We start from the raw sequence: 18,158 nt of genomic DNA on the forward strand, positions 1-18,158 counted from the left end.
ACGCAGGGCAAAAAGCGACCCGCCCAACCATCGGTGAAGTGCGAAACTTGAAACATGACCATCATATCCATGATCACTCTCTCGGCGCTCGTTCTCGTCTGCATGAGCCATCTGGCGGCGATGCGCACGCAGAAGCAGGAACAGAAGCAGCAGAGCCTGGTTCCGGTCCGAGTCCGCTATCCGGGCCAGCGCTGACATCTCAGGACAATACGGGCAAGGCTTTGCCCCCCGCTCCCCTCTGGGCCGGCTATCCACGCCGGCGCGGCCGCGCCTGGTGCTAGAGCCTGGAGGGCGGCTTACGCCGCCTGGTTGACCAGATTGACACCACCGGCATCCGTCAGCAGGAACGCTTCGCCGCAGGCCTTGGCGAGCGTGCGGACGCGCAGGATATAGCTCTGGCGTTCCGTCACCGACATCACTCCGCGCGCATCGAGAAGATTGAAGACGTGGCTGGCCTTGATGCACTGGTCATAGGCCGGGAAGACGCATTTGTGCAGGGTCGCGTTGGCGCCGGCATCCGGCGCGCCGGCGGCCAGGAGTGCCACGCATTCCTTTTCCGCATCGATGAAATGCTGATGCAGCATCACCGTGTTGGCATATTCGAAATTGTGGCGTGAATATTCCTGCTCGGCCTGGAGGAAGACGTCACCATAGGTGATCTTCTCGTCGCCTTCGCGGCCGTTGAAGTTCAGGTCATAGACATTATCGACGCCCTGCACATACATGGCGAGGCGTTCGAGACCATAGGTCAGTTCACCCGAGACCGGCGAGCACTCGATGCCGCAGACCTGCTGGAAATAGGTGAACTGCGACACTTCCATGCCGTCGCACCAGCATTCCCAGCCAAGACCCCAGGCGCCGAGCGTCGGGCTTTCCCAATCGTCCTCGACGAAGCGGATGTCGTGCAGCAGCGGATCAAGGCCGATCGCCTCGAGCGAACCGAGATAGAGCTCCTGCAGGTTCGACGGATTGGGCTTCAGGATGACCTGATACTGGTAATAGTGCTGCAGGCGGTTCGGGTTTTCACCGTAACGCCCGTCGGTCGGACGGCGCGACGGCTGCACGTAGGCAGCCCGCCATGGCTTCGGACCCAGCGCCCTCAGCGTCGTTGCCGGATGGAACGTACCGGCGCCGACTTCCATGTCATAGGGCTGCAGGACCGCGCATCCCTTGTCCGCCCAATAGGCGTGGAGCGTCAGGATCAGCGCCTGGAAGGAACGCTTCGGGTTCATATGGTCCGGGAGAGCGGCGGTCGTCATGGCATCAGTCCAGCTTGAATTCGGCTGGCTGTCTGGTGCCATGACGGACGAAGGGGGTCAAGGGGCGTGAAGGTGGCTCTGAACGCCGGCTGCCATAGACGAGAACTATTTGCTCATATCCAAAACGGATTGGAGATCGTCAGCCTTCCATCGATGACCAGCCCATGTTGCATATCTTCGGAGAAAATTTCGTGACAATCCGCCTGAAGAGCAGCGGCAATCATCAGTGCATCATAGATCGAGAGATTGAAGCGCATGACGAGATCGAGCGCGCGCGAATGCATTCACGATCTATTGGTTGGATCGACAGGGCGAGCCTGCTTATGTCGTGCGTTGCGCTCTGCACCTCAACCCAAGTCATACCAATTTTTCGCCGCGCCACATTCGCAAATTCGTTCAAGGCTTGAACACTCAAGATGAAAGGCCCGGACAGAATTTCCTGTGCCTTTGCGGCACGGGCGTCGTTGGTGAAAGCATAGACAACTATATTGGTATCAAGCAGCGGCACTGTCACCGGGAATTCGCCTCGTCGCGGTCGAATTTCCAGTCGGCTGGCAGAGGTCGAGCAAAAGCCTTTATACGCTCAAGTGCCTCCTGCCGGGACGTATCTCGCTCGAGTTCGAAGGTCCGTTCATCGGCGATACGCACGGCCACCTCGTCGCCTTCTTTTAGCTGCAGGACTTCGACGACCGAAGACGGGATACGGATAGCAAGACTGTTACCCCATTTTGAAACCTGCATCGACAATCCTCATGATATACTGAACCCCATGTATATCACCACGATGCGTCCCAATCAATAAATCGCGGCCTCACTCCGGCTTCTTCAACCGATACTCCCCCGTCACCGGATCCTTCACCAGCGTACCCTGCGTCCCCGTCTCCTGCTGGCGGCGGGCTTCCTGCTGGCGGCGGGTGAGTTTTTCGGCGTCGGCCACGAACTTGCGGTAGCCGAACCAGGCGATGGCGGCGAACAACAGCAGTAGGATCAATTGCGGCATGTGCGTCCCCCTCTTCCGCTGAGATCAAAGGCCGAAGCGGCCCCATAGTGCTCTTTCCTCGGCCATGTCGGCAAGGCCGGATACGGCGGAGGCGGCGAAGCGTTCGGCCATGCCGTTGGCAATCGATGCTCCCGGTTGGCGGCGGCCGAACAGGCCACGCGATGCGGAGACCAGTTGCAACTGCGTCTTTTCGCCGAACCGCTTCTTCAGTTCGCCGCGCATGTCGCCGAGGCTGTCGATCAGCCCGAGTTCCTGGCTCCGCTTGCCCGTCCAGAACAGGCCGGAGAAAATGTCGGGCGTGTCGGCGAGCAGATGACCACGCCGCGCCTTGACCATGTTGATGAAGACCTCATGGATTTCCAGCTGCAGCCCCTTGAGGAACTCGATGTCCTTTTCCTTTTCCGGCTGGAACGGATCGAGCATGACCTTGTTGGAACCGGCAGTATAGACGCGGCGTTCGACGCCGATCTTCTTCAACAGTTCCGGAAAGCCGAAGCCGCCCGAAACCACGCCGATGGAGCCGACGATCGACGTCGGATCGGCGATGATCTCGTCACCCGCCAGCGCGATCATGTAACCGCCGGAGGCCGCGACGTCCTCGACGAAGATGATGACGCGCTTCTTCTTTTCCTCCGCGAGATCACGGATGCGTTGGTAGATTGCCCGCGACTGGACGGGCGAGCCGCCCGGAGAATTGACCGAGATGGCAACAGCCGGCGCGCCCTTCATCGAGAAGGCCTTTTCGAGCACGGGCGCGACGGTCGCAAGGTTCAGCGCCGGTCGAAATTGGCTGCCGCCCGCCATGATCGCACCGTGCAGCCGGACGACCGGGATCGTCACGCCCTCCTTGCGAAAACGCTTCGGCAACAGCTTCCTCAACAACCCGGCCATCGAAACTCCCTGTCATATGATCGTGATTATGCGTTCTGGCATGTATGCATTGGCGCGCCAAACGCAATGGCGACACCCAAAAATCATCGCCGGCGGGCATAGGCGGCGCGGCCGTTGTTCAGATCGTCGACGAAGGACGAGAACTTGTGGGTTCCCTCTTCATGCATGATCAGTGGCGCCCTCAGCGTCAGGCGGGCGCGGCTCTGCTTGATCGCTGTGACCAGGATCCGGACCGCGTTTTCACCGGGACGCGGATGCAGCGCGGTGATCTCGATGCCGCCAAACCGGCGGCCGCATGCGGAAATAATGTCGGCGATCGATTCCGGCCGGGCAATCAGGGACAGCTGCCCGCCCGGCTTCATGATCGCGCCTGCCGTGCGGATCCAGACATCGAACAGACCATCGGTCATCGCATGCGCCTCGGCTTTCAGCGCGTCCGGCGTCTTGCGGTCGCTGGCATCGTTGAAGGGCGGGTTCATGATGACATGGTCGAAGACATCATCGGCCAGCCCCGCCGTCACCCGTGCCCGCCCCGCCAGCGAAACGTCCGCTTCCAGAACCGAAACACGCTCGGCGAAGCGGCTGTTTTCCGTAATCGTGAGGCTCCGCTGCGCAAACTGCGCCATCAGCGGCGATCGCTCGACCAGCAGCACCTCGGCATTGTCCATCCGCGAAGCCACCGCCATGCCAGCGGCGCCAGCGCCTGCGCCGAGATCGGCGACGCGGCAGGGCTTTGGCGATGCAACGAGTGAGGCCAGCAGCATGGCGTCCATGCCGGAGCGATGCCCCTGCCCGAGCGGCTGGATCACATGGAACCGGCCGCGATGGAAACTGTCGATGGTTTCGGTGGTCATGCGGAGTCGGCTCCGAGTCCTGGGCCGGGATACGCCCCTCTGTCACTTCGTGACATCTCCCCCTCAAGGGAGGAGACTACCGTGAACCCCGAGTGCTCCCGATTTTCGTCTCTCTCCAGGCTGTCGAGGAAAAAGAATGATCTCCCCCCTTGAGGGGGAGATGTCGGCAACGCCGACAGAGGGGGGTGACTGGGCGAGAGGTTCATTGCAGCGCGCTACTCCCGCAATTCCGCCTCAAGTCCGGCATCGACCAGGATCTGCCGCGCTTCGTCGGCCTCATCCTCGTCCACCAGGAAGCGGCGCGGCAAGAGACCGAGAGAGCCTTCCAGAATGCTCATGCCCTGATCGGCGATGAGGTAGGCGATGCCGGCTTCCTTCATCAGGCTTTCCGCGAAAGAGAGTACGACGGCATCGTTTGTGCGGATCAATTCCTTCATTCCGGTTCTTTTTCCTGCCTTATTTGAGGGGCCGGGACAATTCGCCTCTTGCCGCCACTAGCCCCCCTTTCTATTGTCCGAACTGGAATTTGAACAGGAGTGCCTTGAGTTGGGCGTAGTGATACCGCTGGAAGACAGCAAAAACAAACAGGCATCCGTGAAGCCGCTCGTCGACCTGACCAAGGCGGACATGGAGCGCGTCAACCAGCTTATTCTTTCCAAGGCCGGGTCCGACGTCCAGATGATTCCGGAGGTCGCCAATCACCTCATCTCGTCGGGTGGCAAGCGCCTGCGGCCGATGCTGACGCTGGCATCCGCCTCCATGTTCGGCTTTACCGGCGATGCCCATGTCAAGCTCGCAACCTCCGTCGAGTTCATGCATACGGCTACGCTTCTGCATGACGACGTGGTCGATGAAAGCGATCTGCGGCGCGGCAAATCGACGGCGCGGATGATCTGGGGCAACCAGGCAAGCGTTCTCGTCGGTGACTTCCTGCTCGGCCAGGCCTTCCGCATGATGGTCGATGTCGGTTCGCTCGATGCGCTCGATGTCCTCTCCACGGCCGCATCGGTCATTGCCGAAGGCGAAGTGCTGCAGCTTTCCGTCGCCAAGAACATGGAGACGACGGAAGACGATTATCTCTCCGTCATTCGCGCTAAGACGGCCGCCCTCTTCGCCGCCGCCGCTGAAGTCGGCCCGATCGTCGCCAAGACAGACAAGGCCAGCCGCAACGCCTTGAAATCCTACGGCATGAACCTGGGCCTCGCCTTCCAGCTGGTCGATGACGTGCTGGATTACGGCGGCAAGGCTGCCGATCTCGGAAAGAATGTCGGCGACGATTTTCGCGAAGGCAAGATCACGCTCCCCGTTATCCTCTCCTATCGCCGCGGTACAGCGGACGAGCGCAGCTTCTGGCGCGAGGCGATCGAGGGCGGCGAGAGCAACGACCAGAATCTGGAAAAGGCGCTTGGCCTCATCACCCGCTATGGTGGCCTGACCGATACGATCGCGCGCGCCCAGCATTACGGCACGATTGCCCGCGATGCGCTCGCGCCTCTGCCGCAATCCCCCTGGAAATCGGCGCTTCTGGAAGTGATCGATTTCTGCATCGAGCGGGTGAGCTGATCCCGCAACCCACAGCGATTGCACGCCGAAGAGGAAATTCTTGCCGCACTGCGCCAAAAAAGCCATTCTGTTCATGAATGCTTGGCGCAGGTCGGTTCTGCGGTCGCGTGATTCCCTTCACGAGAACGTGCTCCGGCGTGTCGAATTGCGGCTTTATCCTGCGCTCAAACCGATTCCGGTTTGCAGGGTAATGCGTTATTGATTTGGGACTGATTCCGCGCGAATCCGGCGATGGCGCAAACGGCGCTGCCCGTAACGAAAGGCTTGTCATGCGGCAAAAACACCTTCTTCGCCTGCTCAGCGGCGCAGCATTCCTGGCCTTGGCGTCCCTGACCGGCGCGCCCCAGAGCTTCGCCGAGGACAAGGCTGCCGTAGAAGAAAGCAAGCCTTTCGACGTCAATTCGGTCAACAGCTTCTCCGGCGCATTTCTCGCCGCCCGCACGGCCGATGTCGACAAGGATCTCGATACCGCGACGAGGCTTTACCGCACGGCGCTGGAATTCGAACCGGACAATAACGACGTCAAGCAGCGGCTGATGATCACGCTGCTGATGAACGGCCAGTTCGAGGATGGCGTGAAGATCGCCGAGGAACTGAAGACCGACGGTTCTGTCGAGCGCATCACGACGATCGCGCGCGCGGTCGAGGCGATCCGCAAGAAGGAATACCGTCACGCCGAAAAGATCCTGAATTACGAAGGCCCGAACGATCTCGACCGGCTGATGAACGGCCTGTTGCTTGGCTGGGCGAAGGCCGGCGAAGGCAAGCCCAAGGACGCGATCGCAGCGATCGATGCCATGGAAGGCCCGGAATGGTTCAAGATCTTCAAATCCTATCACACAGGCACCATCGCGCTTGCCGCCGGTGACAAGGCAACCGCACGTTCGAAGCTGAACGACGCAGTTCTGGACCGTGAGGGTGGTGCCGCCGCTCCCGATACATTCATGCGCGCGGTCGTGGCATTGGCCAAGCTCGAAGCGCGCGACGGCAACAAGCAGAAGGCGCTCGATGCCGTTTCCGTCGGCGAGAATTTCATCAGCAACTATGCGCCTCTCGGCGCGCTGCGCAAGAGCATCGAGGAAGGCAAACCGCAGGAACAGCAGGTTCGAAGCGCCGCCCAGGGTGCTGCCGCAGTGCTGTTTTCGATTGGTGCGGCCCTCAATCGCGACGGCGCCGAAGATATCGTCTCGCTCTATCTGCAGACGGCCCGCGCTGTTGATCCGGACAGCGCCGACATCCTTGTCATGCTCGGCGGCATTGCAGAAAACCTGAAAAAGCCGGAGCGTGCGATCGAGCTTTACAAGAGCGTGCCGGAAAACTCGCCGATGCGCCGTCTGTCCGAAATGCAGCTGGGCCTGACCCTTGCCTCGATCGGCAAGACGGAAGAAGCCAAGCAGCATCTGAAGGCGCTGATCGATGTCGATCCGAAGGATATGCGCAGCTACATCGCTTATGGCAGCGTGCTGTCCGATGCCAAGGACTACAAGGAAATGGGCCTGCTCTACGACCGTGCGGCCGATGAGATCGGACCGGTTCCGCAGCGCAGTCACTGGACCATCTTCTTCCAGCGCGGCATCGCCTATGAGCGCCAGAAGATCTGGGACAAGGCTGAACCGAGCTTCAAGAAGGCGCTGGAGCTCAATCCCGACCAACCGCAGGTCCTGAACTATCTCGGCTATTCTTGGGTCGATATGAACATCAACCTGGAAGAAGGCCTGACGATGATCCGCAAGGCCGTCGACCTGAAGCCGGATGATGGCTACATCGTCGATTCGCTCGGCTGGGCCTATTTCCGGATGAACCGTTTCGACGATGCTGTCGTCGAGCTTGAGCGCGCTGCCGAACTGATGGCGGGCGATCCGACGATCAACGATCATCTGGGCGATGCCTACTGGCGTGTCGGACGCAAGCTGGAGGCCGTATTCCAGTGGAACCAGACGCTGGCCCTGAAGCCGGAAGAAGCGGAGATTCCGAAGATCAAGGCGAAGATCGAGAACGGCCTGCCGCCGGTCACCGCCAAGGTTCCGGCCGCCGCCGATGCGACGGATGGCAGCCAGCCAAAGAAGATAACGCCGGACGCGACCGCGCCGGGCAAGAAATCCTGATTCTGGCCGACCATGACCCGTGATGCAGGGATCGGGAGCTTCGCGCTTAACCGGGTGGCGCCCGCGAAGATCAATCTCGCCTTGCATGTCGTCGGTCAGCGAGCGGATGGGTATCATCTTCTCGACAGCCTCGTGACCTTTGCCGATGCGGGAGACCGCATCGGCTTTTCCATTTCACATCAGGATCGCCTGACGATCTCGGGCCGCTTTGCCGCCGATCTTCCGGCGGCGGATGATGCAAGCGCCGAGAACAATCTGGTGCTGAAGGCCCGCGATCTGCTGCGGGCAAATCTGGCCGAAACCGGCATACCGACCGGCCCCGTTCACCTCCATCTCGAAAAGAACCTGCCGGTGTCTTCCGGCATCGGTGGCGGCTCAGCCGATGCCGCCGCGACACTGCTCGGCTTGATGGATCTGTGGGAAGCACCCGTCGCCGCAGACAGCCTGCTCGACATCGCGCTGAAACTCGGCGCCGATGTGCCGATGTGCCTCAAGGGTACGCCGCTGTTCGCACGCGGCATCGGCGAGGATATCGCGCTTCTACCAAACTTCCCATCCTTTCCGATGCTGCTCGTCAATCCGCTGAAGGCGGTCTCGACGCCGGTCATCTTTCGCATGCTGACGAGCAAGACCAACCCGCCTCTGAACATGCCGGACACGCGAACGCGACAGGCTGGCTGGATGCGCGCCCTTGGCGAGATGCGCAATGACCTCGAGCCGCCGGCACGGCAGTTGGAACCGGCGATCTCGGCCGTTTCGGATGCATTGAAAAAGACCGGCGCCGCATTCGTACGGATGTCGGGATCCGGGGCCAGCTGTTTTGGGCTTTTTGCCACGGCGGAAGGGCGCGATGCGGCCGCCGGGACGCTTTCGCGGCAAAACCCGAACTGGTACGTTCTGGCCTGCAGCAGTGTGGGCAAAAAGGAAGACCATGATGGCCGAGACTAAGCAGACAAGGCCGTTCATTCCCGTCGGCATCGCCGTCCTGACCGTATCCGATACCCGCACCCTCGCCGACGATCGCTCGGGCGATACACTGGTGGCGCGGATCGAGGAAGCCGGACATAGGCTTGAAGCACGTGCCATCGTGGCCGACGACAAGGAAGCGATCGCCGCCCAGGTTAAGGCGTGGACGCTGGACAAGGCGATCGACGTGGTAATTACCACCGGTGGCACGGGCTTCACCGGACGAGACGTGACACCCGAGGCGCTGGAGCCGCTGTTCGAAAAACGCATGGACGGTTTTTCCGAAGTCTTCCACCGACTGTCCTATGACAAGATCGGCACATCGACGATCCAATCACGCGCCACCGGCGGTGTTGCCAATGCCACCTTCATCTTCGTGCTGCCGGGTTCGCCCGGCGCCTGCAAGGATGCCTGGGATGGTATCATCAGGCAACAGCTCGATTACCGGCACATGCCCTGCAATTTCGTCGAGATCATGCCAAGGCTCGACGAACACCTGAAGCGCGGCTGATCACCGATAGCCAAGACAACGCTTTTCAAGCAACCGCTTGTTTTCCCTGTTCCATTCGAAACAGCGGCAATCCAACCATCCGGATAAAACTGTCCTAACGATAAGACATCGTGAGGAGAGCGGACATGGCACGGATACGGATCGATGGCACGAACGGCGTAGACCGCATCGACCAGGGCAGCCGCGCCTTCCTCGACATCTTTGCCAAGGATGGCAATGACGTCATCAATCTCAACCGCTCCGACGATCTCGGCGGCAGCAATTTCGTCGATGCGGGCGCGGGTGACGACGGTGTTGTCAACGCATTCGAGGGCGACAACGATATTAGGCTCGGCGATGGCGACGACACCTATGTCGGCCGCGGTTTCGCCTTCAGCGGCGGCAGCGTCGACATCGTCCGTGCAGGCAACGGCAATGACACGATCGCCGTCACGACCTTTCACAGCGACTATTCCGGCGATGCCGGCAACGACATTTTTTACTCCGAGGGCTGGCAGAATGTTTTCCGCGGAGGCGCCGGCTCCGATACGATCAGCTACCAGCCGCGCGATGACAGCAGAACGCTCAGCGGCACGGGCGTCGGCATCGACCTTAGCCAGGGCTTTGCCCAGACCGGCGCCAACCGCTTCGAGACGCTGATCAGCGTCGAAAAGGCCGCCGGTACCAATGTCGGCGACACCATCATCGGCACCAACGGCGCCAACTCCCTGAATGGACGCGGCGGCAACGACATCCTTTCGGGCCTCGACGGCAATGATCGTCTCATCGGCGGAACCGGACGCGACGAACTGCACGGCGGTGCGGGCGCGGACACCTTCGACTTCAATTCAAAAAGCGAGAGCGGCACGGGCGCGAACCGCGATGTCATCGTCGATTTCAGCCGCGCCCAAGGCGACAAGGTTGATCTGTCCACCATCGACGCCAACAGCCTCGTCAGCGGCAACCAGGCCTTCAAGTTCATCGGAACCGCTGCCTTCAGCCATACGGCCGGCGAACTGCGCTTCACCGGCGGCATTATCGTTGCCGACGTGGACGGCAACGGTTCGGCCGACTTTCAGATCGGCATCAATGTGAGCAGCATGAACGCGGCGGACTTCATTCTCTAGGTCGCCGCTCAGGGAAGCGATACGACGCCTTGGCTGCGGCCGAAGCGACAAGACCTTTTCACAGGCGATATTTCAGTGAAGTCAGGGCGGACCCCAAAAGGGTCCGCCTCTTTTCCTGGCTCTTCTCTGGTTGGCCCGTTCAGGCCTCGTCAGCCCCAAGGCGATTGTTGACCGCCACCCAGGCAGGGACGAGCTCGCTGCCGAGCCGCCGCACGGCCCGGCCCGTGGCGAAATCGCTGAGCGGCATGCCGGATTTCGCGATCGCCGTCGCCTGTTGACGCGACAAAAGAAAACCGAGTTCCAGCGGTGCCGTGCGCGTCATGATCCGGCGCAGGAAAGACCGGCGATGCAGGCGCGATGGCGAGAAACGCGCCGGCACCTTGCTCAGCGTCATGTATTCGGCGATATCGTCAATCCAGCGTCCGGACGGCCGTGCCCCCGGCTCAAGCAACAGCAGCCAGCTTCCGCGCGCCGAGCGAACGATATCCTTCATGTCCCAGCTGGTACAGAACCGCGCACCGGCAGCATCCGCGACCCGGCTGGAACCGTCGCGCGAGGCATGATCCAGAATGATCACGTCGCTGACCAGTCCTTCCACGGCACCCGCCACCAGCGCGGACAGAGTCTGCGCCAATTCGGCTTCGTTGTTGCGGGTTTCCATGATGATCGTCAGCATCGCCGTCCATACCGCATTGCACACCGAATTTCCATAAAGCCTTCGTTTCCAGGCCATTTACTTTTCATTCATGATGAATGCGCACGCAAATGAACCGTCTTTTTGCCGCCGGGTTACCTGTCGAAAATCTGACCGCTTGATTTTGTTCTTGCATTGTTCTCGTTTTCGCGATAGGAAAATAATCAGAAAATTTGGAGTGCCCACTATCGGCATTCCCGGAGAATCCCATGAACGAGCTGTCTCACATCAGGCAGGGTGCCTTGGCGCCTGCCAACACGGCAGATATGGCCGAAGCGATGATCGCCGGTTCGGGGCTCCGCATCGAGGTCGACCGTCGACTCGGACGCGGTGCTGCCCTCAACACATCCGGACGTTTCGAGCCGGTATCGCGAACACTGGAGGATGACGGCTGGAACTCGATCGAGGATCTGCCGGAATTCAAGACTGACGTGCAGATCGAAAAGCCGCGCTCGATTATCAGCCGCAACGATTCGCCGGATATCCCCTTCGACCGGTCGGTCAATCCGTATCGGGGATGCGAACATGGCTGCATCTATTGCTTCGCTCGGCCGACGCACGCCTATATGGGCCTCTCGCCGGGGCTCGATTTCGAGGCCAGGCTTTTCGCCAAGCCGGATGCCGCCAAGCTCCTGGAGCGCGAACTGGCAAAGCCGGGATACAAGGTTCGACCCATCGCCATCGGCACCAACACGGATCCCTATCAGCCGATCGAGAAGGAGTGGCGGATCATGCGCCAGATCCTCGAAGTGCTGAAGGCCGCCGATCATCCGGTGATGATCGTCACCAAGTCGGCCATGGTCATACGCGATATCGATATCCTGGCGCCAATGGCGGAGAAGGGCCTGGCAAAAGTTGGCCTGTCTGTCACCACGCTCGACCGCAAGCTGGCACGCCTGATGGAGCCGCGCGCCTCGACGCCGACGAAGCGGCTGGAGGCGATCAAGGCGCTGTCGGAGGCCGGCATTCCCTCGACCGTGATGATGGCGCCGATCATTCCTGCGCTCAACGACCATGAGATCGAGCGGGTTCTGGATTCCGGCAAGGCTGCAGGTGCGTCCCATGCGAGCTATGTGCTGCTGCGTCTGCCGCTGGAGGTCAGCCCGCTGTTTCGCGACTGGCTGCTGCGCAACTATCCGGATCGCTATCGCCACGTCATGTCGCTGGTCCGCTCGATGCGCGGCGGCAAGGATTATGATGCCGAGTTCGGCAAGCGGATGAAGGGCGCCGGTCCCTATGCCTGGCAGATCGGACGGCGGTTCGAAATGGCGGCAAAGCGGCTGGAACTGAACGTCGCCCGCAAGCCGCTGAATTGCGACCTGTTCGTGCCACCGCTCGGGACGGGCGTGCAGTTGTCGCTGCTCTGATCACACGATTATCTCCGGAGCTCCCGCGCCGGAGATAGGCATGCCGATGCTGTTTCTTGCCCCGAGGCACATCGGCCCTCCTCCGGCAGCCGCCTCAAGCCGGAGGACTTGCAGGGAATCGGGCTTGTGTGCAAGGTCCGCCGCATGACCAGACGCACGCCGCCCGATTCCCCTTTTCTTTTCGAGACGATCGACGGCCCGGATTTCAGCTTCGAGCTGGCGGGCCGCCGCGATGGGCTCTGGCCGGTGGCGGGAACGGACGAAGCGGGTCGGGGGCCACTGGCCGGTCCTGTGGTCGCCGCTGCCGTCATCCTCGATCCCGACAATATCCCCGAGGGTCTGAACGACAGCAAGCAGCTGTCGATCGCCAGGCGCGAGGAACTGTTCGACATTATCCTCGCCTGCGCCACCGTGTCGATCGCCTCCTCAGGCGCCGGACGTATCGATGTGACGGATATCCGCAAGGCCAGCCTCGATGCCATGCGCCGGGCCGTGCTGGGTCTTTCCAGCCGCCCCGCGCTGGTGCTGGCCGATGGCCGTGACGTGCCGCCGGGGCTTCCCTGCCAGGGCAAGGCGGTGATCAAGGGCGATGCCCGCTCCGTCTCCATCGCCGCCGCCTCGATCGTCGCCAAAGTGGCGCGAGACCGGATGATGACCCGTGCCGACCCCGTCTTCCCCGCCTATGGCTTTGCCGTGCATGCCGGTTACGCCACCCGCCGCCACCGCACCGCCATCACCGACCACGGCCCCTGCCCGCTGCACCGGATGAGCTTCCGGCCACTGCGGAAGGACGGTGCTGAACCCATCGAGGATGACCCTTCCTGACCTTTTACGGGAACAACAATCTACCTCAAACATTGACCCTCGACATCCGGCAGCGGCACCGAAGACACAGGTCGAATTTTTCTTGTGTCACCGGTACCCGTGGTAACAAACGGCAAAGCGGACGGGATATAGGTTCAAGCGAACTGTTTGCCCGCGATTCTATGAAAGGATCGAAACTTGCTCTTTGGTCTGATCCTGATGGCTGCCACCGCAGCCGCCGACGTCTCCACGACGGAGCAACCCACGGTCGATGCCATGCAGGCCGACCTGCAGACGGCCTATTCCTGCAAGGATATCGACGGCCGCAAGGTCTGGAAGGGCGGGCTTGCCTATTACATCCAGTCCTTCATGTATGACGGCCAGCAGGTCACCGACGAAACCGACATGGCGACCGACGCCGTTCTCCCCGAAGACAACAGCCCGGAAACCATGCGCGAATTCGAAGAAGCCTGCCTGACGATGGCTCCGTCGGCTCAGGCGGGGAATTGAGGCTCCACCGATATCTTCTCCCCGCCGGGGAGAAGGTGGCCCGAAGGGCCGGATGAGGGGGGCCGAAGGCCACCTTCGAAGTAAATTCGCTCGTCGGCTTACGCCACCGCCCCCTCATCGCCTCGCTATGCTCGGCACTTCTTACCGCTGGGGAGAAGAGGGAATTCGTCGCGGGTCTCCCGCGCTGCCGTCCATTTCCCCTGCAAACCGTCCTCCGCGACATCCCCCCAAACAACAAAAAGCCCGACACGAGGCCGGGCTTCTAATCATTTCCTGGAAGCGATCGATCAGTTCAGGCGGGTCTTCACGTCGCTGATCGCCTTGGCGAACAGGGCCGACTGCGTGGCAGCGTCCGACTTGGTCGTGATGACGCTTTCAGCGGCGGCAATGGCGATGTCGACGGCGACGGCGCGGACCGAGTTGATCGCGTCGGCTTCGGCCTGCTTGATCTTCTGTTCCGAGAGAGCCGTGCGGCGAGCGACGAATTCATCGGTCTTCTGCTTGGCTTCCGCGGTCAGCGCTTCGGCTTCGCGTTCGGCTGCGGCAACGATGTTGGCGGCTTCAGCTTCGGCTTCCTTGCGCTTCTTCTGGTATTCGGCGAGCAGGCTCTGGGCTTCGGCGCGCAGGCGCTTGGCTTCAGCCAGTTCGTTGGTGATGCGGGCGGCGCGCTCGTCGAGCGACTTGGCCAGCATGCCCGGAACCTTGAGATAGACGGTCAGAGCGAGGAACAGAACCAGGCCGACGGTTGCCCAGAATGTGGCCAGAGAGGTCAAATCCATGATGCGGCTCCTTACTTCGTCGATGCCTTGACCGCGGAAGCGATCTCGGCCTTCGTTGCCTTGCCACCGATCAGCTGCTCGACGACGGCGGTTGCCGTTGTCTCGGCGATCGAGCCGACATCGGCCAGCGCCTTCGCCTTGATATCGGCGATGCGGGATTCAGCGGCGGAAATCTTGTCGTTCAGGCTGGTCTCGACCGCGGTGCGGTCGGCTGCAGCCTTGGTCTTGGCGGCTTCGCGCGCAGCGGATGCGATCGCGTTGCCCTTGGCTTTTGCAGCGGCCAGCTCCTGTTCGTAGGCCGCAACGGCTGCGTCAGCCTCGGCCTTCGAGCGGGCGGCGTCATCGAGATCGCGCGCGATCGTGTCATTGCGCGTTTCGAGAATGCTGCCGATGCGCGGCATGACGACCTTCGACATCAGAAGGTAGAAAAGACCGAAGCAAATCGCCAGCCAGAGAAGCTGCGATGCGAATGTCGAAGAATCGAAGGGCGGGAACACGCCAGAGCCATGTCCGCCTTCATGGGCAACACCGGTTTCGGTGTGGACCTCGCCGGCAGCGGCGTCGTGGGTCTCTGCGCCTTCGGTGGTGGTCGACTGGGCATATGCCGAAGTCACGAACATGCTCACCTCCAGGTGCATTCAAAGTAGTCTGGCAAAGATAGTCTGTCAGAAAATGCGGGCCGCGACTTTTGCCGCGGCCCTGCCTTCAAGCCGATATTAGACGGCGAAAAGGAGCAGCAGCGCTACGAGCAGCGAGAAGATGCCGAGAGCTTCCGTAACGGCGAAGCCGAATACGAGACGGCCGAACTGGCTGTCAGCGGCCGACGGGTTACGCAGGGCGCCCGAGAGGTAGCTGCCGAAAATGTTGCCGAGGCCGAGAGCCGTACCGGCCATACCGAGGCAAGCGAGACCTGCGCCGATGTACTTTGCTGCTTCCGCGTCCATGATTTTCTCCTTCGAAATGGTTGTTGCGGCTAACTTTGGACCTTTCCCGATCAGAACCGGAGAAAGCCCCACGACTTTATTCCTTAGTGGCCACCCGGATGCACTGCGTCGTTGAGGTACATGCAAGTCAGCACCGCAAAGACATAGGCTTGGAGGAAGGCGACGAGGAATTCGAGACCCGTAAGGGCCACGGTCATGATGAGAGGAAGGATGGCTCCACCGATGCCCAGCGCGCCCATGGTTCCAAGCGAGGCGACGAAGCCTGCGAACACTTTCAGCGTGATATGGCCGGCCAGCATGTTCGCGAAGAGACGAACCGAGAGGCTGATCGGACGGGACAGGAAGGAGATCACTTCGATTGCAATAACCAAAGGCAGAAGGATACCGGGTACGCCAGAGGGCACGAACACGTTGAGGAAGCCAAGGCCGTGCTTATAGAAACCATAGAACAGAACCGTGCCGATCACGAACAGCGCAAGCGCGAAGGTGACGATGATCTGGCTGGTAATGGTGAAGAAGTAGGGAACCATGCCGAGCATGTTTGCCGTCAGGATGAACATGAACAGCGAAAACACCATCGGGAAGAATTTCATGCCATGCGAGCCGGCGCCTTCGCGCAGCATCGAGGCGATGAATTCATAGGACAGTTCCGAGACGGACTGCATGCGGCCCGGAACCAGGCTGCGCGTCGACGTCGTGAAATAGAGGAAGCCCGTTGCAACGGCCAGCGTCGCCACCATGAACAGCGAGGCATTGGTGAAAGAGAAATCGATGCCGCCGATTTCGATCGGGATGATCTTGTTGACCACAAACTGGTGTACCGGATCTACCTTGTCGCCTGCCACAGCCGTTCTCTTTCGTTCTGGACCGCCACTGAGGCGGACATTTCACCCTGCAACAGCCTAGAGGCCGTCGCTCTTGTTCTTTCCGGCCCGCCGATCCGCAGGATGGGGCGTCGCCACCATGCCCGCCGAACGCAGCACGTTCAAAACGCCGGCACAAAATCCGAGGAGGAGAAGGATTATCATCCCCCACGGCCCTGTACCCGCAAAATGGTCCAAAAGATAGCCCAGAAGTGCACCGACTATGATGGCCGCCACAAATTCGCTCGAAAGCTTGACGGCGACCTGATAGCCCTTGCGGTTTTCGGCTGCGCGCGCTTCGTCCGCAGCAAGCTTCGAATCTTCTCCGCGCTTTTCAGACAGCTCGGATCCGAGGCGTTTCAGCCGGTCTTCCAGACCTTCTTTCGGGTTTTCCGTCATCTGGCATCCTCCCTTTGTTCCCCCCAGGTCATAAACCATGAGATTGGTCACACAAAGGCCGGATTTGAAGCCAGTGTTCGGCCCGTTCTGAAGTCGGCCGCAACATAGTTTTAGGGGCTGGCATAGTCAAGGCACCAAAGGCGCTTGTTGCCATACAATATTATTATTTAAAAACAATTACTTGTCATATTTCCAAGCAACGCTGCGGGGATTCGGAGGGAATCGCCGTCCGGAGCGCGATTGTGGCAGACCGCCCTCAGCTCCAGCCGCCGCCATAGGTGCGGTAGAAGATGTGCTTGCCGATCTTCGAAACCCGCTTCATCGTCGGACCCCAATCCGGCTTTACATAAGTGGCGTGGTAGTGGGTGGCGGAGCCGACTTCCGGGAACCAGATCTTGCCAGCGGTCACCGCGAGCGCGATCTCCTTTGCAGTCGCCCAGGCGGAGCGTGACCAGACGATATCGGGGATGCGGTCGCAGGCGAAGGAGAACTGGCAGCGATTGTACCAGCCCTTGTTCTGGTAGACGACGCCACAGATCGTATCCGGATAGGCCGGGTTGCGCACCCGATTGAGGATGACCTGCGCCACGGCAGCCTGGCCCTTCATCGATTCGCCCCGCGCTTCAAAATAGATGCCGGAAGTCAGGCACTTCTGCTCGGCTTCGGAGAAGACATCGGCCGGCAGTGGATTGGCCGCCCAGGCATGGTCTTCCGGAGAAATCTCGGGAATGAACCGGCCGCCGGTCTTGTCTTCACGCAGGATCGAATCGAATGGCGACTGGCGGGCATAGTCGGGTTCAGCCGGCGCATAGGCGGTCGCCAGGATATCGGCGGAAGGGTTGGTCACCAGGCTCGCCAGCATCGGCGACATGCCGGCATCGATCTTCGGCGCCTTCTTCTTGTAGAACGCCGTCGCGATCTCGATTTCCTTGCCTTTGATCTCGGGCTTGGTGAAAGCCATGCGCTCTTCGTTGTCGAAGGCCGGGACCATCAGCGAACTGGTCCGCTGCAGGATCGAACCGGCAGTGAAATCCTTTGGCGGGGTAACGGGCGCGACGGCGATGATGCGGCCCTTCTTGTCGCGACGATTGACGCGCTCCTCGTCGGTGCGCGGATCGGATTGCTTGTTGTCGGTCATCAGCGAAACGGTTTCGCCGTCCGGCATCTTGATCCCTGCCCCATCGCCGATGGCGCCGGTGGTGATGGGATCGTTGAAGACCACGTCGACATCATGCAGCGATCCCGCCGGCGAACGGGTCATGACCATGCGCCAGCGCTCGCCGCCACGGTTGATGCCGGAGAGGAACGTGGCCAGATCGGAATGGGCGGAAACGGAGGGAAAGCCGGCGAAAAGCCCGATGCCGAGCATCAGCGGAACAGTCCAGCGCGCAGGCGACAAACGGGACTTGCGATGGGACTGCTTACTGTTACGCACCAACCGTACTCCACGCACTGGCAGACGCGGGTTCTCACCCGGCAAAACGCTGCCGGCCTGCATTTCCCCGCAGAAGTGAATCATGAAAGCGGACCATCGCGCCTAAGG

General features: G+C 60.9%; 24 protein-coding genes. 9 read left to right on the top strand and 15 right to left on the bottom strand.

The annotated features are described in order from the left end of the window. Positions 1-54: 54 nt before the first annotated feature. Positions 55-195, top strand: a complete 141-nt coding sequence (locus tag ASG68_RS31055; RefSeq protein ID WP_156373781.1) for a hypothetical protein — start codon at positions 55-57, stop codon at positions 193-195. A 101-nt stretch (positions 196-296) separates the two neighbouring features. Here ASG68_RS31055 and ASG68_RS01400 read toward each other — a convergent pair whose 3' ends face one another. The 8 genes from ASG68_RS01400 to ASG68_RS01425 all read right to left on the bottom strand — a co-directional run bounded on the left by ASG68_RS01400 (position 297) and on the right by ASG68_RS01425 (position 4,441). Further along, entirely contained in the window at positions 297-1,259 is a 963-nt protein-coding gene (locus tag ASG68_RS01400) for a glycine--tRNA ligase subunit alpha (RefSeq protein WP_062576549.1), read from the bottom strand. A gap of 113 nt (positions 1,260-1,372) precedes the next feature. Further along, positions 1,373-1,516: a hypothetical protein gene (locus ASG68_RS31790; RefSeq protein ID WP_200943278.1), complete on the bottom strand. Its 144-nt coding sequence runs from the start codon at positions 1,514-1,516 to the stop codon at positions 1,373-1,375. Beyond that, positions 1,483-1,773, bottom strand: a complete 291-nt coding sequence (locus ASG68_RS32925) for a PIN domain-containing protein (RefSeq protein WP_200943254.1) — start codon at positions 1,771-1,773, stop codon at positions 1,483-1,485. Before ASG68_RS32925 ends, ASG68_RS31790 begins: the two co-directional genes overlap by 34 nt. Further along, positions 1,770-2,000 (bottom strand): AbrB/MazE/SpoVT family DNA-binding domain-containing protein, encoded by a 231-nt coding sequence (locus tag ASG68_RS01405; protein WP_062575860.1) that lies wholly within the window; start codon positions 1,998-2,000, stop codon positions 1,770-1,772. Before ASG68_RS01405 ends, ASG68_RS32925 begins: the two co-directional genes overlap by 4 nt. A 70-nt stretch (positions 2,001-2,070) precedes the next feature. Beyond that, positions 2,071-2,259 (bottom strand): hypothetical protein, encoded by a 189-nt coding sequence (locus ASG68_RS01410; protein WP_062575859.1) that lies wholly within the window; start codon positions 2,257-2,259, stop codon positions 2,071-2,073. Between the two features lie 24 nt (positions 2,260-2,283). After that, positions 2,284-3,150 carry a S49 family peptidase gene (locus ASG68_RS01415; RefSeq protein WP_062575858.1) on the bottom strand — a complete coding sequence of 289 codons (867 nt, stop codon included), beginning with the start codon at positions 3,148-3,150 and terminating at the stop codon, positions 2,284-2,286. Positions 3,151-3,233: 83 nt separating this feature from the next. Beyond that, on the bottom strand, positions 3,234-4,004 hold the full coding sequence (locus ASG68_RS01420; RefSeq protein WP_062575857.1) for a tRNA1(Val) (adenine(37)-N6)-methyltransferase: 771 nt from the start codon (positions 4,002-4,004) through the stop codon (positions 3,234-3,236). Positions 4,005-4,219: 215 nt separating this feature from the next. Next, positions 4,220-4,441: a DUF2007 domain-containing protein gene (locus ASG68_RS01425; RefSeq protein ID WP_062575856.1), complete on the bottom strand. Its 222-nt coding sequence runs from the start codon at positions 4,439-4,441 to the stop codon at positions 4,220-4,222. A 109-nt stretch (positions 4,442-4,550) separates the two neighbouring features. On the opposite strand from ASG68_RS01425, the gene ASG68_RS01430 reads away from it, so the two are divergent. The 5 genes from ASG68_RS01430 (at position 4,551) to ASG68_RS01450 (ending at position 10,255) form a co-directional block, all read left to right on the top strand. Next, on the top strand, positions 4,551-5,567 hold the full coding sequence (locus ASG68_RS01430; protein WP_062576547.1) for a polyprenyl synthetase family protein: 1,017 nt from the start codon (positions 4,551-4,553) through the stop codon (positions 5,565-5,567). Between the two features lie 269 nt (positions 5,568-5,836). Then, a complete protein-coding gene (locus tag ASG68_RS01435; protein WP_062576545.1) occupies positions 5,837-7,672 on the top strand; it encodes a tetratricopeptide repeat protein in 1,836 nt (611 codons plus the stop codon). A 12-nt stretch (positions 7,673-7,684) separates the two neighbouring features. Beyond that, positions 7,685-8,620: a 4-(cytidine 5'-diphospho)-2-C-methyl-D-erythritol kinase gene (locus ASG68_RS01440; protein ID WP_062575855.1), complete on the top strand. Its 936-nt coding sequence runs from the start codon at positions 7,685-7,687 to the stop codon at positions 8,618-8,620. Beyond that, positions 8,607-9,149, top strand: a complete 543-nt coding sequence (gene moaB / locus ASG68_RS01445) for a molybdenum cofactor biosynthesis protein B (protein WP_062575854.1) — start codon at positions 8,607-8,609, stop codon at positions 9,147-9,149. The genes ASG68_RS01440 and moaB overlap by 14 nt, the downstream gene beginning before the upstream one ends. Before the next feature lie 125 nt (positions 9,150-9,274). Continuing rightward, a complete protein-coding gene (locus ASG68_RS01450) occupies positions 9,275-10,255 on the top strand; it encodes a calcium-binding protein (RefSeq protein WP_062575853.1) in 981 nt (326 codons plus the stop codon). A gap of 139 nt (positions 10,256-10,394) precedes the next feature. Here ASG68_RS01450 and ASG68_RS01455 read toward each other — a convergent pair whose 3' ends face one another. Further along, entirely contained in the window at positions 10,395-10,931 is a 537-nt protein-coding gene (locus ASG68_RS01455; RefSeq protein ID WP_062576543.1) for a hypothetical protein, read from the bottom strand. 227 nt (positions 10,932-11,158) lie between these two features. On the opposite strand from ASG68_RS01455, the gene ASG68_RS01460 reads away from it, so the two are divergent. The 3 genes from ASG68_RS01460 to ASG68_RS01470 all read left to right on the top strand — a co-directional run bounded on the left by ASG68_RS01460 (position 11,159) and on the right by ASG68_RS01470 (position 13,630). Continuing rightward, positions 11,159-12,316: a PA0069 family radical SAM protein gene (locus ASG68_RS01460; RefSeq protein WP_062575852.1), complete on the top strand. Its 1,158-nt coding sequence runs from the start codon at positions 11,159-11,161 to the stop codon at positions 12,314-12,316. A 144-nt stretch (positions 12,317-12,460) separates the two neighbouring features. Then, on the top strand, positions 12,461-13,141 hold the full coding sequence (locus ASG68_RS01465; protein ID WP_200943252.1) for a ribonuclease HII: 681 nt from the start codon (positions 12,461-12,463) through the stop codon (positions 13,139-13,141). A 177-nt stretch (positions 13,142-13,318) separates the two neighbouring features. Next, positions 13,319-13,630 (top strand): hypothetical protein, encoded by a 312-nt coding sequence (locus tag ASG68_RS01470; protein ID WP_113577335.1) that lies wholly within the window; start codon positions 13,319-13,321, stop codon positions 13,628-13,630. A gap of 287 nt (positions 13,631-13,917) precedes the next feature. On the opposite strand, the gene ASG68_RS01475 is transcribed toward ASG68_RS01470, so the two are convergent. From ASG68_RS01475 to ASG68_RS01500, 6 genes are all read right to left on the bottom strand, one after another. After that, positions 13,918-14,409: a F0F1 ATP synthase subunit B gene (locus ASG68_RS01475; protein ID WP_062575851.1), complete on the bottom strand. Its 492-nt coding sequence runs from the start codon at positions 14,407-14,409 to the stop codon at positions 13,918-13,920. Between the two features lie 11 nt (positions 14,410-14,420). Next, positions 14,421-15,029 carry a F0F1 ATP synthase subunit B gene (locus ASG68_RS01480; RefSeq protein ID WP_062575850.1) on the bottom strand — a complete coding sequence of 203 codons (609 nt, stop codon included), beginning with the start codon at positions 15,027-15,029 and terminating at the stop codon, positions 14,421-14,423. A gap of 96 nt (positions 15,030-15,125) precedes the next feature. Continuing rightward, a complete protein-coding gene (locus ASG68_RS01485; protein WP_037106138.1) occupies positions 15,126-15,353 on the bottom strand; it encodes a F0F1 ATP synthase subunit C in 228 nt (75 codons plus the stop codon). Between the two features lie 83 nt (positions 15,354-15,436). Continuing rightward, positions 15,437-16,198, bottom strand: a complete 762-nt coding sequence (locus ASG68_RS01490; protein ID WP_062575849.1) for a F0F1 ATP synthase subunit A — start codon at positions 16,196-16,198, stop codon at positions 15,437-15,439. A gap of 57 nt (positions 16,199-16,255) precedes the next feature. Further along, on the bottom strand, positions 16,256-16,615 hold the full coding sequence (locus ASG68_RS01495; protein WP_062575848.1) for an AtpZ/AtpI family protein: 360 nt from the start codon (positions 16,613-16,615) through the stop codon (positions 16,256-16,258). 256 nt (positions 16,616-16,871) lie between these two features. Beyond that, complete coding sequence (locus ASG68_RS01500; RefSeq protein WP_413813978.1) at positions 16,872-18,050, bottom strand: cell wall hydrolase; 1,179 nt, start codon at positions 18,048-18,050, stop codon at positions 16,872-16,874. Positions 18,051-18,158: the final 108 nt, after the last annotated feature.

The sequence above is a fragment of the Rhizobium sp. Leaf453 genome (assembly GCF_001425605.1).
GTDB lineage: Bacteria > Pseudomonadota > Alphaproteobacteria > Rhizobiales > Rhizobiaceae > Pararhizobium.

Coding starts and splice junctions, on each gene's coding strand:
- ASG68_RS31055 (WP_156373781.1), top strand. CDS start 55: ATGACCATCATATCCATGATCACTCTCTCGGCGCTCGTTCTCGTCTGC.
- ASG68_RS01400 (WP_062576549.1), bottom strand. CDS start 1,259: ATGACGACCGCCGCTCTCCCGGACCATATGAACCCGAAGCGTTCCTTC.
- ASG68_RS31790 (WP_200943278.1), bottom strand. CDS start 1,516: ATGCGCTTCAATCTCTCGATCTATGATGCACTGATGATTGCCGCTGCT.
- ASG68_RS01405 (WP_062575860.1), bottom strand. CDS start 2,000: ATGCAGGTTTCAAAATGGGGTAACAGTCTTGCTATCCGTATCCCGTCT.
- ASG68_RS01410 (WP_062575859.1), bottom strand. CDS start 2,259: ATGCCGCAATTGATCCTACTGCTGTTGTTCGCCGCCATCGCCTGGTTC.
- ASG68_RS01415 (WP_062575858.1), bottom strand. CDS start 3,150: ATGGCCGGGTTGTTGAGGAAGCTGTTGCCGAAGCGTTTTCGCAAGGAG.
- ASG68_RS01420 (WP_062575857.1), bottom strand. CDS start 4,004: ATGACCACCGAAACCATCGACAGTTTCCATCGCGGCCGGTTCCATGTG.
- ASG68_RS01425 (WP_062575856.1), bottom strand. CDS start 4,441: ATGAAGGAATTGATCCGCACAAACGATGCCGTCGTACTCTCTTTCGCG.
- ASG68_RS01435 (WP_062576545.1), top strand. CDS start 5,837: ATGCGGCAAAAACACCTTCTTCGCCTGCTCAGCGGCGCAGCATTCCTG.
- ASG68_RS01440 (WP_062575855.1), top strand. CDS start 7,685: ATGACCCGTGATGCAGGGATCGGGAGCTTCGCGCTTAACCGGGTGGCG.
- moaB (WP_062575854.1), top strand. CDS start 8,607: ATGGCCGAGACTAAGCAGACAAGGCCGTTCATTCCCGTCGGCATCGCC.
- ASG68_RS01450 (WP_062575853.1), top strand. CDS start 9,275: ATGGCACGGATACGGATCGATGGCACGAACGGCGTAGACCGCATCGAC.
- ASG68_RS01455 (WP_062576543.1), bottom strand. CDS start 10,931: ATGCTGACGATCATCATGGAAACCCGCAACAACGAAGCCGAATTGGCG.
- ASG68_RS01460 (WP_062575852.1), top strand. CDS start 11,159: ATGAACGAGCTGTCTCACATCAGGCAGGGTGCCTTGGCGCCTGCCAAC.
- ASG68_RS01465 (WP_200943252.1), top strand. CDS start 12,461: ATGACCAGACGCACGCCGCCCGATTCCCCTTTTCTTTTCGAGACGATC.
- ASG68_RS01475 (WP_062575851.1), bottom strand. CDS start 14,409: ATGGATTTGACCTCTCTGGCCACATTCTGGGCAACCGTCGGCCTGGTT.
- ASG68_RS01480 (WP_062575850.1), bottom strand. CDS start 15,029: ATGTTCGTGACTTCGGCATATGCCCAGTCGACCACCACCGAAGGCGCA.
- ASG68_RS01485 (WP_037106138.1), bottom strand. CDS start 15,353: ATGGACGCGGAAGCAGCAAAGTACATCGGCGCAGGTCTCGCTTGCCTC.
- ASG68_RS01495 (WP_062575848.1), bottom strand. CDS start 16,615: ATGACGGAAAACCCGAAAGAAGGTCTGGAAGACCGGCTGAAACGCCTC.